The 16,555-nt window shown below is 51.2% G+C and carries 13 protein-coding genes; 1 reads left to right on the top strand and 12 read right to left on the bottom strand.

Translation table 11 applies throughout. The features are described from left to right. On the bottom strand, positions 1-1,511 hold a 1,511-nt coding region (locus AAH187_RS03425), incomplete at its 3' end, for a SulP family inorganic anion transporter (protein WP_342347033.1). A 204-nt stretch (positions 1,512-1,715) separates the two neighbouring features. Beyond that, the gene (locus tag AAH187_RS03420) at positions 1,716-3,437 is read right to left on the bottom strand and encodes a GAF domain-containing protein (RefSeq protein WP_342347032.1); all 1,722 of its coding nucleotides are present in this window, start codon (positions 3,435-3,437) and stop codon (positions 1,716-1,718) included. 295 nt (positions 3,438-3,732) lie between these two features. On the opposite strand from AAH187_RS03420, the gene AAH187_RS03415 reads away from it, so the two are divergent. Then, positions 3,733-4,101, top strand: a complete 369-nt coding sequence (locus AAH187_RS03415; protein WP_342347031.1) for a hypothetical protein — start codon at positions 3,733-3,735, stop codon at positions 4,099-4,101. A gap of 71 nt (positions 4,102-4,172) precedes the next feature. Here AAH187_RS03415 and AAH187_RS03410 read toward each other — a convergent pair whose 3' ends face one another. The 10 genes from AAH187_RS03410 to AAH187_RS03365 all read right to left on the bottom strand — a co-directional run bounded on the left by AAH187_RS03410 (position 4,173) and on the right by AAH187_RS03365 (position 16,494). Then, positions 4,173-5,549, bottom strand: a complete 1,377-nt coding sequence (locus AAH187_RS03410; RefSeq protein WP_342347030.1) for an HD domain-containing phosphohydrolase — start codon at positions 5,547-5,549, stop codon at positions 4,173-4,175. Between the two features lie 703 nt (positions 5,550-6,252). Further along, entirely contained in the window at positions 6,253-7,356 is a 1,104-nt protein-coding gene (locus tag AAH187_RS03405; RefSeq protein WP_342347029.1) for an HD domain-containing phosphohydrolase, read from the bottom strand. Positions 7,357-8,114: 758 nt separating this feature from the next. After that, positions 8,115-9,536, bottom strand: a complete 1,422-nt coding sequence (locus AAH187_RS03400; protein WP_342347028.1) for a tetratricopeptide repeat protein — start codon at positions 9,534-9,536, stop codon at positions 8,115-8,117. A 28-nt stretch (positions 9,537-9,564) separates the two neighbouring features. Beyond that, the gene (locus AAH187_RS03395) at positions 9,565-10,389 is read right to left on the bottom strand and encodes an AAA family ATPase (RefSeq protein ID WP_342347027.1); all 825 of its coding nucleotides are present in this window, start codon (positions 10,387-10,389) and stop codon (positions 9,565-9,567) included. Further along, positions 10,386-11,984, bottom strand: a complete 1,599-nt coding sequence (locus AAH187_RS03390) for a secretin N-terminal domain-containing protein (protein ID WP_342347026.1) — start codon at positions 11,982-11,984, stop codon at positions 10,386-10,388. The genes AAH187_RS03395 and AAH187_RS03390 overlap by 4 nt, the downstream gene beginning before the upstream one ends. Positions 11,985-12,012: 28 nt before the next feature. Beyond that, a complete protein-coding gene (locus AAH187_RS03385; protein ID WP_342347025.1) occupies positions 12,013-12,534 on the bottom strand; it encodes a hypothetical protein in 522 nt (173 codons plus the stop codon). After that, positions 12,501-13,088: a hypothetical protein gene (locus AAH187_RS03380; protein ID WP_342347024.1), complete on the bottom strand. Its 588-nt coding sequence runs from the start codon at positions 13,086-13,088 to the stop codon at positions 12,501-12,503. Before AAH187_RS03380 ends, AAH187_RS03385 begins: the two co-directional genes overlap by 34 nt. Next, positions 13,085-14,479 carry a hypothetical protein gene (locus AAH187_RS03375; protein ID WP_342347023.1) on the bottom strand — a complete coding sequence of 465 codons (1,395 nt, stop codon included), beginning with the start codon at positions 14,477-14,479 and terminating at the stop codon, positions 13,085-13,087. The genes AAH187_RS03380 and AAH187_RS03375 overlap by 4 nt, the downstream gene beginning before the upstream one ends. 91 nt (positions 14,480-14,570) lie before the next feature. Beyond that, positions 14,571-15,491 carry a type II secretion system protein gene (locus tag AAH187_RS03370; protein ID WP_342347022.1) on the bottom strand — a complete coding sequence of 307 codons (921 nt, stop codon included), beginning with the start codon at positions 15,489-15,491 and terminating at the stop codon, positions 14,571-14,573. 280 nt (positions 15,492-15,771) lie between these two features. Next, positions 15,772-16,494, bottom strand: a complete 723-nt coding sequence (locus AAH187_RS03365) for a hypothetical protein (RefSeq protein WP_342347021.1) — start codon at positions 16,492-16,494, stop codon at positions 15,772-15,774. Positions 16,495-16,555 lie beyond the last annotated feature (61 nt).

The raw sequence follows: 16,555 nt of genomic DNA, 5'->3' as shown, positions 1-16,555 counted from the left end.
TCGGGTGGGACCTGATCGAGCACCCCGAGTCCTTTGAGGACTCGAGCCACTCCCGGACGCATACCCACGAAAAAAACATGCTGCTGATGAGTTTTCACCATCAACAGCATGTCTTCGATGGCTAATGCAGCGGTTCCGTCAATGGAAGGCACCGATGTGAGATCAAGAACCACGCTGGAAAAAGAATTGAACCCTTTCACGGTTTCCAACCGACGAACCATGTCTTTAGCCGATCCGAAACTCATCGGACCATTCACATGAATCATAATAATGCGCTCGCGGTTTCGATCCAGAATACGTTGCTCCTCTTTTGACAGTGGTGTTTCATTCGAGGCACCGGTGATTACACTGAGATTTTCAAGCTCCAGATCGGCCATGCGCTTCACGAACATCACGCTGGCCAGCACCACGCCAATTCCCACAGCCGTGATGAGGTCGACCAAAACAGTAACCAACAAGACCACGATCATCACCAGAACCTCGGTTCGTGGAGCTTGCACCATATGTTTCAGAAATCGCCAATCGATAATATCGAATCCGACCTTGATCAGCAGGCCGGCGAGGGCTGCAAGGGGAATTTTTTCGGCCAGAGGGCCTAAGCCAAGTAACGTACCTAGGAGGACCACCGCCATAAACATGCCAGAAATAGGTGTACGGCCTCCGGTGCGAATGTTCGCCACGGATCGCATGGTGGCGCCGGCTCCAGGAAGGCCACCGAAAAATCCCGCAGCCATATTCCCAATACCTTGGCCGATCAATTCCCGATTGGAGTCATGTTGGGTCCGTGTCATGTTGTCACAGACGAGAGAAGTCAGCAGGCTATCAATTGTTCCCAATAATGCCAGAACGAGGGCTTCCTCAACCATGATCAAGAGTGCATTGGTATGCATGGTTGGCCAAATGAGCGTGGGAAATCCTGAAGGAATGTCTCCGATAACCGGAAGGGTTGGGAAGAATATCTCAGCGACCATCGTTCCAACGATGAGAGCCAGCAACACCGGAGGAAGACGTTTGCCGATAGAGGGGGGAGTGAGATACACAATGGCTAGGGTGAGAGTACCCACCAACATGGCGGGAAGAGAAAAAGATGCGAGGTACTCGGGCATTGCCATGAGGTTGGCCACGACTTTGGACTTCGCTTCCAATCCGAGAAAGGGTGCAACCTGAAGAATGAGAATAATTCCACCGATGCCGCTCATGAATCCTGAAATGACAGGATAGGGGACCAAGGTGATATAACGACCAAACCCCATCAATCCAAATAAGACTTGAAATCCCCCTCCGAGGATGACAGCCGTGAAAGCCAATGCCGGCTCATCGGCAAAGTTCAAGATGATGCCGGCCATCACCACGGTCATCGGACCGGTCGGTCCTGAGGCCTGTGCAGGAGTTCCGCCGAAGAGAGCAGCGAAAAACCCGACAAAAATAGCTCCATAGAGACCGGCAATGGCCCCGAGTCCGGATGTCACTCCAAAGGCCAAGGCAAGGGGTAAGGCCACCACCGCTGCCACTAATCCACCATACAGGTCTCCCCGTATGTTATTAAAATGAAGGCCATGAACCCAGGAAAGTATTGGAAAAGTAGCAGCCATTTTTTAGGAGGGAGGCCGTAGGTTCCGATGATGGGTCACAAATGCTACCAGGAAAAGAAATGTCACGTGTATGTCGTCGGGTACCAAGGAATCAGGCCGACAATTGATTCTTGAGACCCTCGATTATCCATTGAGACCTGGCTTGGTGGTCCGTTGGATGAATTGGCCAATTTGAAGACCAATGGATGCAAACATGGCCAACAGTTCTTTGTCGGGCTTTTGGATATCCCTGTGGAAAAATTCGATGACCCCAAGAATTTCGATCCCCGATTTGATGGGAAAGGCGAATCCGGAATGGAGGCCTTCTTGTGCGGCAGCCTCAGCGCGCGGAAAATTCGGGTCGGACACCACATCAGTGACCCAGGATGGTTCGCCGCTTTTCCAAATCCGGCCTGGTAATCCCACTCCTCGTGCAAACGTTATCGCATGGGATGCCTGCCGAAAGGCATCCAGGTTTAAGTGATGGGAATGCCAGACATTGAGGCAACGCAAAACCTGTTGTGAGGAGTCCATTGTCCAAAGAGCTCCGAGATCCCATCCTAAATTTTCACCAATGGCTTCCAGGATAAGGGAAGCAGCCTGAGTCATTCCAGGTGATTCGGCGAGAACATTGGTTAAACTGTGATGGGTGGCCAGTCGACGTTCTTTATGCTCCCGTTCGATACACTGGCCAATTTGAAAACCGATATGCGAAAGCCTTTGAAGCAACATATCATCCGCTTCCTCAGGGAATGGCGAGAAAAATTCGAGAACCGCTCTCGTATTCCCAGCCAGGCAAATGGGAATGGCGAATCCGGCGTGAAGTCCTACTTCCAGGGCCGCCTGGTTTCTAGGGTCTTTGGGGTAGTCGGCAAGGTCCTTGATCCAAAGAGGGTTTCGAATGTCCCACACCTGCCCGGCCAGTCCTACAGCAGGCGTGAGCGCCCAACCGGAGATTGATGATGACATCGCTTGGGCTTGAGGAGAGTCAGGGGGCCAAATGACGGCCGCTCCCAGAGCCTGTCGTTGATAGTCCATTCGCCAGAGGATGCCCACCTTCCAATCCAGCGTGTGGCAAATGGCTTTGAGAATTTGGGGATATGTCTCTGAAATGCTGGAGGCGGTGGTCAGGATGTCTGCGATGGCATCGTGCAAGGCCAAGCGTCGCTCCGCACGCTTACGGTCAGTAATATCAATGCCAAACCCAATGAGGCCCGGTTGGTCGCCTTCCAATTTGCACAGACAATTTAAAAACCACCAGGGCTTCCCCTGCAAAATGCCATTGCTCTCATAAAACACCGAATTGGCAAGAGTTCCTTCCTTGATTTCGCTTTTTATCCGATCAGGTGGTTCCAATGGAATTCGTCCAATGGCGGTCAATTCCTTTAACCCGAAACGAGCCAGTCCGCGACCGAAGGAATCATGCATGACCCCTTCCTGATCAATTCGAAATGCCACGGCCGGCATATTTGACAAAATGCCTGTTAGCATGGAACTTTGATCGCGAGTTGCCGCATCAGCCTCTCTTACCTGCATGGCTAAAAGGGCGGTGGACCAAATGGCAAACAAGGCAATGGAGCGATTGATCATGCCAATCCAAGCTTCCGTCCCGGCTGGGGATAAACCGTAACCCACGATTGTTAAAACCGTACACAAGCCGGCGAGACGCAAGGAGTCATTTTTTTCTGGTGAGCGAAGACCAATTAGCACCACGGCGACATACGGGACACCTTCCGCAATGCCAGTAGGAAGGAAAAGGTCCACGACGAATACTACACTGGTGACCATGAGGGCAAGCGATAAGATTTGCCCCCGATTATTTTGGGGACGTTCACCGGAGCTTTGAAGAGTCAGCGGACTTGGCATGGGGTAATGGTGGTATACAGGAAAATAGGGAATATTACAAAAATTATCCCCGGCATTCAGTCACAATACTTCTATACCACGATACGAAAAGCACGTCACAGAGTGCAAGAGGAATCAGCGGAAATTGATGGCCTAGGCCGTCCGTCGAGAGAGCATCCGTTTGACGGGAGGCATTTTGTGGTCTGCAGAGGATCTGTACGGGAACACACAAAGTCCGGAATTGGCTCCGTAGGCTCGACGGCCTTTTTCCTCTTATGCGAAGATGTCGAACGGAGGTAGGATAATCCTTACGCGCATGAGTTCCACTTCTGCTCACGTCCATATCTATCACGTTGCCGGGTTGGATGACCGTGACCGCGGGTTTAGTCGACAAATCCACGTCATACCCCGTGAAGGAGGATTTCAGGCTCGGCTCCGCTATGAATCGCTTCAGATAGATGTCGACCCCGTTCCTACCGAAGACCAGGTCCTGCCAGGTCTCATTCACCTGTTGCATGATAGAGGCTATCGCCAGTTACGAACCCAACGTATCTTTATTGGTGAGCGGTATCTTGGGAATCAGGAGTTATGGGTGGAATATCCCGATCCCGAAGTTCCTCTTGAAACCAGGAACACATGGTTGGCCTGGCTTCGCCAGATCGTTGGTCGTTCTTCACCCTCGTAGGACTTCTTGTATGGCAAGGTCAGGTTTTGTGAGTGAGGACGGTCTGGCGTGCCCTACCCTTGGAGTGATTATCAGGATCCGGCCAGAGAGTTCAGAGCTCCGACTCGGGATTCTGCGGGAGAACCAGAGGGAAAGTAGCTGATAATTCGACGAGGATTGAGGCATTCCCTGATTCTCAGAGAAAGGTCAACCGGTCGAATGGCACTGACAATAGAGAGGGTTTCATCCTCTTTGGACAGATTCAGAATAATCGGTTCATCTGGAGAGGCGGATTCATCATAGACGAGGATGACGGGCCTGAGCCGGTTCGCGAGATTCACGCTGGTGACAATCCCAATCTTCTGATTACTTAAGTTGACCAGTGAGCCCGGAGGGTAGACACCCAACTGGCTGATCAACGAGACGACTGCGTCATGCCATAGTGTGTGCCGACATTTCACGTATAAATAGGATAGGGCCTCTGAGGGAATGAGCGATTTGGCCGGATCCGGGTGATGACACAGTTCATCGTATTCATCCACCACCATGACAATTTTGGCGAACTTGCTGATTTGTCCGTCTTTTTTCCCTGCTGGGAATCCTGACCCATTGAGGCGTTCATGGTGCTGGCGAATCACGTCAATCGCTTCAAAGGGAATATTAGGCAACTTCTCGGCCATTTCTACTCCGTATTTCGGATGAGTACTCAAAAAATTTTTCCGTTCGAAAGCAGACATCGACCCTTTTCGTAATAGCTGCTCTGCCGAAAACTTGAGTTCGCCTATATCATGAAACAGAGCCCCGAGCGCTAGTTTTTCAGCGTCTTCCCGCGAAAATCCTAAATCCTGTCCGACCATGAGAGATAATGAACAAACATTGAGTGCATGAAGAAAAAATTCTTCGTTAGGTTCGTTGGAACCGATCAGATTCAGCAGTGCTCGTGAGTTGTCAGTTATATCAAGAATCTCATAAAGCTCTCCGACAATTTTCTGTGCTGTCCGGAGTCCGCGAGGCCGGCCAGAGATCACATCCTGCATGGCCTGTTTGGCTTCTTGCACCACCTCCTGGAATTGTCCACCAACTGCTTGCAAATGCTCCTGGTAGACTTGGAATGCTTCATGTTGTGCAATCTTCCGTTGAATGGGATCTTCAAAATCTGCTTCTTCCTCTAAAGAATCTCGTGTGGGGTCGGACTCAGATTCGTTTGAGGGTTCTTTGTCAGATTCTACCGTGTCTTGAGTCTGCTTCCGGTCAGGCCCCTTGGTGTGGTCGGAATGAACTCCTTCGGGGTCTGAGCGGTCTGGATCGAAATACAACTTGACTTTTGTCAGTCCACGAATGGTTTCGAGATCTTTCGTCAATTCGATTTTGAATGAATTGGTTGGGAATGGATGGCTGAACCAGGATCCCTCAATCTTGATGTACAATCCCAGTCGAAGAGCAGTTGCGTGAAGTGGAACGAAGGCCATATTAGTTCATTCTTTCAGTCATGTGTCATGACTGGGCTTGTCCGACAATTAAGTCCTGTGGTTGTGTGTGGGCCTAGGGCAAAGAATGTGGAGGTTGTCTGCCCGTTCCGGGCCGTTTTTAGAAACATTTTTCCCACTGACTATGTCGGAAAGCACGACCCCAAAATTAAGGGAAAATTCGGAAAAAGAGTAGAAAAGAGAGGAAAGGGGAGTGCAATCGAAGATGTTGAGTGAGTCAGTCTGGAGACGGGGTGGGTGTTCACTACATGAGGGGGCGGGATTAGTAAACGATCTGCCTAGAGAAATTTATAAGAGGGTTGATCTCCGACGTACCTGGAACCGAATTCTCAGAAAGGTGGCGGATTCTGGCGGGGCAAATCCTTCTAAGTGTAAGTCCTGGATGTGACAGTGGTCCATTAGGGACGTTGCGGCAGGGAATTCATTCCGCCTCTATCCCAAGGGGTCATTATTTCTACACACCAATCATACTCGTGGGGAAATCGCGTGGAGCCAAAAGAGATCCGGAAGAGAATCAAATCGTATTGATCATCCTGGTCTATCTGGATACGCAATGAATGCGCTCTCTGAACGTCAAATGCCGTGGCGAGAAATAAGCGTGCTGACGTGAATGGAGCCAAATTTTCGTATGAGGGAGAGAAGGACGAAACCTCTGTACTGAGCCCAAATGGTGGGAGCAAGTTACTTAAGCGTGGTAGTTGGATTCCAGAAGGTCGAATTTGGGAATCTCTATATCCGTATGGGTTCGCTGGATGTCGGTGATCACAGGTAGGAGTTCATGGAACAGGTCAACCAGATCAGGATCGAACTGTTTCCCAATCAGGGAGTGAATTTCCTTGACCGTTTTATCCAGGGGCCAGGCGTCTTTATAGCACCGTTTGGATGAGAGCGCATCAAAGACATCGGCGATGGCGCAAATTCGGCCGACTAGCGGAATATCCTTTCCCGCAAGGCGGTTTGGATAGCCTGAGCCATCCCACTTTTCGTGGTGAGTGAGAGCGATCACTTCACCCATTTGTAGGACGGGAGAATGGCTGTTGGAGAGGAGTTGGGCACCGATGACGGTATGCTGTTTCATGATTTCAAATTCTTCGTGATCTAATTTTCCGGGTTTCAAGAGGATCCGGTCCGGGATCCCCAATTTCCCGACGTCATGCATGGGGGTCGCGTGAAAGAGCACATCGCACTCTTCCTCTGTCATGCCGATAGCGCGTCCTAAGGCCACGGCAAAGTGAGCCATTCGGATGATATGGGCCCCGGTTTCATTGTCTCGATGTTCAGCTGCACGGGCAAGGCGGTGAACCACTTCCAGTTGAGTGGCTTTGAGTTCTTGTGTACGGATCCGGACAGTTTCCTCCAGGGAAGCCTTTTGCTGGGACACCGTTTTGTTGAGTAGGCTGGCTTCCAATAAATTGCGGATTCGCATGAGCACTTCCACCTTGTCGAATGGTTTATGGAGGAAGTCTTTGGCGCCCGATTCCAATGCGCGGAGGCGGGTTTCGCGGTCCTCCTCCGATGTGAGCACCAAAATCGGGAGGAACGCGTGCTTGTGAATGATTTTGAGTTGTCCCATCACCTGAAAACCGTTGAGTTCAGGCATGCGGATATCAAGGCAAATCAGATCGGGACTCAGCTCTTTGAACAGAGACATCACTTGGGTCGGATCTTGAGTGGAATGAACGTGAGTATACCCGGCATTTTGTAAAATGCTCTCCAGGAGCATGATATTGGTCATTTGATCATCGACGATCAAAATGCAGGCGTTTTGGCATTGCTGTTGGGAAATCATTGATGTTCTTATTCAATCAAAATGATCAACATACACGATGAGAAGTGAACCCGCTGGATAGGCTGACAATTTTGAGGTTGGTTGGTCGTTTCATCCATTCCTGTGCGATTCTTCCTGTCTGGGAATGGTATATATCATTTATGCATGTCGGTCAAAAAACAGCGAAACTTAATGAATCATTCCTTTTGTTTTCGAAGGAGGCGGCGAGAAGACTTGTATTAATTGGGGGAAGAAACTGCAGATAAAATGAGGGAGAAGTAAAAAGAAGTAGCTTCTTCAATCATCACACTTCTCCTAATTCTCTAACACGGGTGGAATCGGGGAAGTATTGAACGATGTGGTGGAAAGAATCCTTTTGGTACGACGTGTAAGAGTGAAAAACCATTCCTTGAGCATGGCATGAAGATGTTCAAACCGAATAGGCTCTGAAGAAAAATCATCTATGCCTGTTTGAAAGCAAACTTCTTTGTTTCTCTGCATGCCGTGGGGCGTCAGGGGAGCATTCGGTTTTTGCAGAATCTTTCCCTCTTTTTTCCTCAACTCGTTTTATGGTTTTTGTGGTTGTGTATCCGTTTATTTCCAGCCTGTGCCAATCCATCACTCTAAACCCCTAGAGAATTTTCAGAGAGGTCTTGTCTGCTTCGTGCCCATTCCCGACCACATTACAACAGAATTTTATTCGTTTCATTATCAAATCCGGCTGTGTGAATGAAAACCCGTGAGAGGTCCCCGCAACAATGAAACCCTGCTCGAAAGACCTATCGTGATAGCTCTTTCCTCAGACTTGGGGGTTTGTCCATTGTTGATCCCTGCGTCTTGGTTAGCGACGTTAAGCTGGCCAACAGTTTTTTTCTGATAGAAAAAAAATCCGGCTGGCCTTCTGTTAATTGTAAAAACCTACCGAAATATTGATTCGCTAACCGATTATTTCCCATTCGCTCATAGGCATAGCCCATATTTAAATGGATATGGGGCAAATCCGGTTGGAGTGCCTCGGCTTGCCGAAGTTCATGCACCGCAAGTTGGAAACTGCCTTGTTGTTGCGCCACCAGTGCTCGTTGAATCCATAATTGTGGGACTTTATCGTTGCGTGCGAGGCCGCTCAAGAAATACTGATCGGCCTGCTCAAGCTGGCCTGACCCCAAATACGCTGTGCCCATCCAAAACCATGGTTCCCATGTGACGGGGGGATCATGGAAGAGGGGAGAGAGTATAGCCTGAGCTTCTTCATATTCCCCGGCTTGAATGAGTTGTTGAGCATGGTGAAGCCAATTAGCTGGAGATCGCTGAATCGGATCTGTGACCTGATCATTCTCCTGAGGCCCCACGTTTTTCAATGAAAGGGCTGTCGTGCTAACAGGGACAGAAGTCTCGTCAATCACAAGAGCTGTGGTGGTTCCAAGCTCATCCAGGATGGTTTTTTGTTCGTCTAAAGGGGTTTCTAGCAGAAGGGGTGTTTTTGTCTCATTGACGAATGCGGATTCGACAGGATTCGATTCGGGTTGGTCTGTTGGGGCAACGAGTGTGGATGGAAGACTGGGTCTGACGTCCTTTGGAACGATGCTCTGGTGTTTCGGTGGCAGCTCTGTTGTTTTGTGTGGCGTTGTGAGGGACGTGGGCACGGTTTTCTGTTTAGAGTCATCGAATGTGGGACTGATTGCTTGTGTTGCAGGTGCGGAGGAGGCCGGAGTTTCTCCCACGGGTGATGTGAGGAGAGCATGTTCGACCTTCAATGGAGAGGACGGTTTCGATGAAGCGCTCTCTTGGGATGTGGACGATTCTTCCTCTGATTCCTGGGCAGCTGGTGCTGGAAGATTTTCAACAGGGTCAGCAGTTGGTATCTGCGTGGCATCAGAAGTCGGCGACTCGACAGGCGGAGTCTCCACAAGCGGAGAGGGGTTCGAAAGAGCCACACGCTGACTGGAAAAAGAGGAGGCTTCCGTTGGCATTCCGAAGTCCAGATGTAAGCCGATCCAGTAGGCACCCAGACCTAGACTGCTTAATCCGATCGCCATGCCGATCCCCGCCAACCAAAACTTTAATGGAGAGGGCCGGCGGTGCCAACCCGGGTCTCTTCTCACTCTACCCGGAAGGACAAGAGGTGCCTGAGGAGGTGTCTCTGTCACTTCACTTTTGGTCTGGGTCTGAAGTCGCTGGAGGGTGTCTGCGATGATACTCATGGTCCGTTGGTTTTGTGTAATCCTCTCACTACGGGAGAAATTCTTTGGTGGCGCGCCAGATCATCATGGGAGTCACCGTTTGTCGGCCCTGGGAATAAGCGGCTAACAGTGCCCGGTCGCACAGTTGATTGATGCGGCGTGGGACTCCACCACTCCAAGCATAAATGAGCCAGAGGACTCCCAAGCTAATTTGAAATCGGTGTCTGGCGTCGGCGATTTGCAGTCGATGGCGGATGTACGCACGAGTCTCTCGCCAGGTAAATGATTCAAGGCGATAGCGGACGCTAATCCGTTGCCGCAATGGTCGAAAGGCTCGAGTCGCCAGCTTTTGTTCCAACTCCGGTTGTCCAACCAGCAGGAGACACATCAACTTGTCTTTTTCGGTATCAAGGTTTGAGAGAAGTCGAAGGCCTTCGAGGACTTTTCCACTCAACCGGTGGGCTTCGTCAACCAACACGACGACCCGCTCTCCTTCCCCGGCCAGACGGAGCAACAGCTTAGGCAATTCACGTTGTAAGGCCCCAAGGGACTGATCATCAGGCAGTGTCCCGGTCAAATCTTCGTAAATGGATGCGAGTAAATCGGCATAGGACTGATCCGGATTCATGAGGTAGGCGAAGCGGACGCCGGTGGGGGGATGTCGAAGCAGGTGCCGGCACAACAGGGTTTTCCCGAGCCCCACTTCCCCCGTCAGCATAGTGAGACCGCCACTGGCAATGCCAAATCTGAGATGATTCAGCGCTTCCAAATGGTGACTGCCGGGAAAAAAGAAATCGGTATCGGGTGTGAGCCGAAACGGCGGTTCCGTAAATCCTAATTCCTGGTAGCACATGCTGAGATCTAATGTCGTCATGATGAGGCTCGTATAACCTTGGGAGAGATAAAGATGACCAGTTCACTTTTTCTTTTGGCCGTGTACGTTCCCTTAAATAAGCGACCAAGGTAAGGAATGTCCCCCAAGAGCGGAACCTTGCGCTCGGTTTCGGAACTTTCTTCTTGGATGAGTCCACCGATAATGACCATTTCTCCATCTTTCAACCTGACCAACCCGGAGGATTGCTTGACATCCAAAACTGGAGCCGTGGCCGTTTTTTGTGGAGATGTCACAATGTCACGAAGTCGGGAAAGAATAGGGGTCACATCCAGCATGATCCATCCATCTTCGGAGATTTGGGGTGTGACGGAAAGAACCAAGCCTACCGTGACGGATCTCGCCTGTTCGGTGACAATGTTGCCACTCCCGGCGGTCCCTTGAGCGATGGTCGAGGTAAAGAAGGGTGTATCAGTAGCGACTTTTATCAAGGCCGGTTGATTATTCATCGTAACCACGCGAGGTTGCGAGATCACACGAATGTCGCCCTGTTCTTCCAGGGCTTGGAGAACCCCATCGAAACTGCCATCTTCGAAAGAGATTGTGGTCGTGGCGGCCTTAGCCATGAAACCTCCGAACGGCGCAGTAATAATGTTGGCAAGGGCAATGGCGCCATTTGTGCCATCGAAATTAATCCTGCTCCAATCAATGCCAAGGCTATACTGATCGTCCAGGGCGACTTCGTATATCCGCACTTCAATCTCTACCTGTCGGTACAGAGCCTGATGAACGTTTTTGAGGAAATCGTCGATTTCGTCGACCCGTTGATACCGATCCGTTATTTGTATGGTTCCTGAGAGCCGATTCACGACGAGTCGTCCCTCTTCGGACATCAGAGTCTTAATTTGTTTTTCCAATTCTTCCCAGAATTTTATTTCGTCCTCCTGGTTCACCGTGATTTGTCCCGTGTCCTGGGATGCGCCGCTTCCGCTTCCGCCACTGGAACCGGAGCTAAGCTGTGCGCGGTTTTGTCCTGTTCCGCTCCGAACGAGACGGATGTAATCGACGTTCAATGTTTTCGTTTTGAATTGCCTGACCTGGATCAGGTTCTTGAGGTGTTCCCAGTAATAGCCATGGGCGTCCAAAATGGCCGACATCGCCTGTTCCAGAGGAAGGTCATGAAAGGCTACGGTGATGGTGCCGGTGATTTCTGGCCCGGCCACGATATTTAAATGGTTGCTACGTGCAAACAACGCCAACGCATCGATGATCGGCAGATCTTGTGCGCGAAAAGAATACAAGGGCCCCAAAGAGGGGGTAGGTGGCGGTGTCGGTGGTTTGGGGAGATTGCTGGTGAGCCACATGCGATCCTCTAGCGAAAATGTTGACTGAGGGTTGTTCTCGGGTTGTGCCGCCAAATCCGAGCTCAGGGGAAGTCTCTGGGAAGTCTGTGTGGTGTTGGGATCTGCGCTTGGCCGGTCGGCATCTGGATTGGCAATGGTACATCCCCACAGGCTGAACATGCCTAAGAGAACCAGGCTATAGATGACTCCTACGCCACATGTGATAGATGCCCCATTGGACGGTCGACTGGAGATTAAGGAGGTCTGAGGAATCACTATTGTGTGGTGTCGCATGGCGTCTTTCATAGAGTGGGGAGGAAAGTTATGACGTCGCTTTCTCGGAAAATGTTAACCATCGGGTCTTCCCCTGATGTTTGAGCCACACGCCTTTGGGCTGAATGGACAGGACCTGATACCCGTTAATCATTTCTCCTTCATACACCACGGTCCGGTTGATCACCGCACTCCGTTGCTCACCTTCGACGGCAATGGCTTTAAGGGTGAACGCATTCTCCACCTGCGGGTGCTCCCTTGTTGGGACCGCTGCCATCGAAGGTTGGTCCGATTGAGCATGAGAAGCGACCACGATGGGGGGGGTAAAAGGATCGCGACTGGACTGTTCGATCCATTGACCAGCCTCATCGTCATGGGGTTGCCCCTTAGGAGTAAGGGGAGGAAGAGCCGGAGCAGAAAGCAGTCGATTCAGCCCCACCGAGATGATGCCGGGTGCATCAGATGCCGTATCCACGATATTCCCATACACCGCGAATCCTGCCAGAAGGCACAGACCCGTCGCGACCATGGGGTTTTTTAAAGCTCGACGGAATCGTTGGTTTTCATCCATACCGACAATCCAATGGTTAAGTGAGTGGCTTGTTGACCATCACCCATGACCGTTACATGCTGAATGTCGACTCTTGGTCCGGATCGGGTGAGGGCCTTCATGAACTGAAGATAGGAACGATACGCATTGGGGGTTCCTTGCGAGTTGACTTGAATTTCCAATGGAACCCATGTCACTCCCTGGATTGGAGAGGCGGTGCGGTCTGTGTTCAGAATGCGATACTGGATGAGGAGATCCCGCTGTTTACCGTCGGCTTGCAGCCCTTGCGCCCATTGCGCCAAATGGGTGAAGTTGTGGAGTAAGCGTTGCTCAGCCTGTTGAAGGTGAGCATCAAGCGCATCCGGACGAGCCTGAAGATATTGAGAGCGAAGCTCCGCCACCTGCTGTTCGAAGCCGATCGTATCTTGAGTCAGAGATTGGCGCTTTTGAATGGTGAAAAGTTTATCCAGACTCACCCAGCCCACAATGGATAACGTTCCAATCAGCAGCACCACGAGTCCCGTGCTTTTGAGCTGTTGGGGATTGGGCCACTCAAGGCGGCGAAGCCACTTCATGACATGGTTCCCTTCAGGGTGAATCGATAGAGTGGCCGTTCATTGCTTGGGGTGGCGGTTTGGGTCAAGAGTTGATCTCGCCAATCCTCATGCAAGGTGACATGATATGGGCCATTCGCCAGTTGTTGAATGAATTGATCCACCAACAACAAGGTGGCCGCAAGATTGGTAGAAGTGCTGCCGTCCAGCTCCACGTTCCATCCGTCCTGGGTTCGTTCGACAAAGGCCTTGCGCAAAATGACCTGGGTGGGGATGATGGATCCCAGATAGCTGAGGAACGGGCCTTCTAATTCCGGAGTGGTGGTTTCGCTCACGGATTGAGCCCATTGACGTTTCGTGTCTAACGACATGAGCCGGCTTTCCCATTGCGCCTGATCCTGCTGGATGGCGGTGACCTGTTCGGTCATGGTCTGTATCGCTGTTCGATGTCTGGCCAAATACCCTTCGATGACGCTTGTTGTTCCGACTCCGAAAAGAATAAATGCGGCAAGCATGGCGACGAACGTTTTGGTGAGCGTATTCCGCAGCGGGGCTTGGAGAACCTGGGTGGGCGTGAAATTGCTGGGCAGATTGACCGGAAGCATCGCACCGACCCACAGCCAGTAATTCCAGTCCGGCTTGATGGGGAATGGCACAAGGGGAGTGTTCACATGTGGCTGTATTTCACCCGCCGTCAATCGTTCTTCATCATTCCAAAACCAGATGCAGGGAAACTTGATGTTCGTTTGTTGCGTGATAAACATCATCGTACGATTGACTTCGGTGCCGACCCGCTCTCCAAGTGGAACCCAGTCCTGAGCGGGGAACAGATGTCGAGTCCAGATCGGGGTCCCATCCTCCTTTCCCGCGACGATAATGATTTTGCCTTCGAGCAAGGTTATCAGGATCGAACCCTTTCCCGGTTCGACGGGCAATGTGCTGAGTTGACTTTCAGACAGGGCGGACAGAGGAGCCAATTGACGTAGAGATAAGCCCAACTCTTGGCAGATGTGCACGATCGTATCGATATAGTCTTGTGGCCATATATCAAGGTGAATATGTAATTTTCCTCGCGCTTCCAGGCCAATCCGGTATCGCCAAGCCGCCGGTCCTTCCCAAGGCTTTTCTTGTTGGACCTTTCGTTCCAAAAAGGGAAGGAGATCGGTGAGGACCATCGGAGGGATTTGAATGGTGCGCGTAGCAAGCCTTGGATGGTCAACGAGCATGGCGAGTTGCGTGCCGGGAAATTGAGTATGGTGAATCGCTTCCTCCAATGCGTCGCGAAGTGTGTCTAGGGACACGTGCCGGCCCGGTCGTTCCCAACTCTGTCCAATGGTATTTTTCACGATCGATAAGGCTTTCAATCGACCATTTGAAAGGCTGACGCTTAAAATCGTCTGTTTTTTCTTCAACAGGGTCTTCTGGAGGTTCGGTGGGATTTCCAGCATAGGTGTCTGAACGTCTGAAAATGATGTGGTTGATTGAAGAGTGTCGATCATCGTGTTAGGGGCTATAGCAACCGCTACTGTTGATTCGCCATTTGGATCCTGCCGCGCAGTCGGGGTCGAATTGAAACCCGGCTTCGGTGGACAGGCTGAATTGTGTTTCTGGGACCATAAATGTATTCGCTTCGTCCAAGCTAATCGCGGTTCCAGAGAGGTGATAGCGAATATGCGGCACAAGCGTGCCGCCACCGGAGGCCGTCGGGCTCCCATCGATCGCGTAACTGCCTCCGGCACCATTGGCAGAAAGGCTGAGGAGATGAAACAAATGACCAACGTGCCCGCGGTGAATTTTAAGATCCGGCGTTCCGGTTTCATCGGTGCTCCACCAGGTCTCAAAATTGGCATCCGTCGTAATGGAGGGATTCACATTTTGCGCGAGATGGGTAATGACCATAAACCGCGCATCCGCCAACGCCGTCGTTGAGAGACCTGTGGAGTTGGTGAATCCACTGATGTTGGGTTGCACGAAATAATAGCGGAGGAATCCATTGGGATTCGTGGTGAGTTGCCCTAAAGCCATTGCGACATAATCCGGACTCAGCGCTGTAAGTGTTGCCGGAAAGGAATGGGTTTGCCGCACGTAGAGTTCAATTCCTCGGGCAATTGTCGCCAATTGCCCATCCTCCGAATCCCGCTTCACGGAAGCCAGTTGATTGATCACATTTGGTGCGATGAAGCTGGCAAGAATGGCAATAATCGCCAGGACCCCAATCATTTCTACAAGCGTAAATCCGCTTGTGGATAGACATCGTGAGGCGTCAATGAATGCGGATATCCTCCGGCCGATTATTTCAGTTGTGTTCCGGTTATTGCCTTGAGTGGACCTGAGGATTGTGCCGGGACGCCAGTCTGTCTCGAATGAGATTGAGGCCGTATTGAGCCCTATGGCCTGAGTAAGAAAGTCATTGCGTCTTGTCATGAATCCGATCCTGTCTTGCTCCTTCTTAGAGAGGCTTCTGCCTGTGGGGCGTGTGAGTATTCTTCCCTCTATCGGGCATATCCAGCCTGGTAGTCCACCAACCCTTCTTTCGGTGTTTGAAAAGCCAATCTTAATTTTCTTAAACTTTTCAAATGGTCATGGTAGGTTTGCCAGGATCACAGGGGGCAGGAAGGTCACATGGAAGTCAGGTTTTGGAGGTGGAAAATGCCGTCATTCTTTTCCCGGTCATGGAGCGAGAAGGTCTCGAGGATATTTCGGCTTAACAGGGTGGAGACAGAGGATTCCATCGTTTGGTGGCGACGCACAAGGGATCGAACCAATAGCCGGTATTGGTGGTGATGGCGAACTGCACGTCAGGGGTGCTGTAGCTATCATCCTCGTCCAAACCGATTTCGGTGCCCATAAGGTGAAAGCGGCCATGCGTTGGAAGAAGGGCGCCGTTGGAATGTGTTGTTTGGTGGTCAATAGAAAAACTTCCCCCATTTCCTTTGGGAATAAGGCTCACGGTATAAAAAAGATGGCTGACTATCCCACGATGAATGGTGAGTGGAGGAGTGGTGCTTTCATTCGTATTCCACCAGGTTTCAAAGGAGGCGGGTGTGGTGATGGCCGGGGCGGCATCTTGTGAAAGATTGGAGATGAGAAGAAAACGGGCATTGATGATTTCCGCGCCAGTCAGTCCGGTTGAGTTTTGGAATCCGGCTATTGAGGGGTGCACCGAATAATAGCGTGGGAATCCCCGTGCATTTCGCGTCAGTTGGGCTGGAGGCAATGGCACATAGTCAGGGGAGAGGGTGAGTAACGAAGGGGGGAACGCGTTGTGCTGTCGAAGATAGGCGAGTACACCGGTTGCGATCAACTGAAGGTCACGGGTCTCACGGTCTTCACTATTTGGATCCCAGACCCTGACCATGGAGGGCGACACGACAGTCAGCCCTATAGATATCATGGCCAACAAGCCGATGAGGACAATGAGGGTCATTCCGGCTTCCGGGTCAGAGGCAACCTGGTGGCGGGTGTGGGAACGTGAGGAGACGCCAGGG

Source organism: uncultured Nitrospira sp., from assembly GCA_902500695.1.
Classification (GTDB): Bacteria; Nitrospirota; Nitrospiria; order Nitrospirales; family UBA8639; genus Nitrospira_E.
The sequence above is the reverse complement of the archived record's forward strand: the minus strand, read 5'-3'. Positions and strand labels throughout refer to the sequence as shown.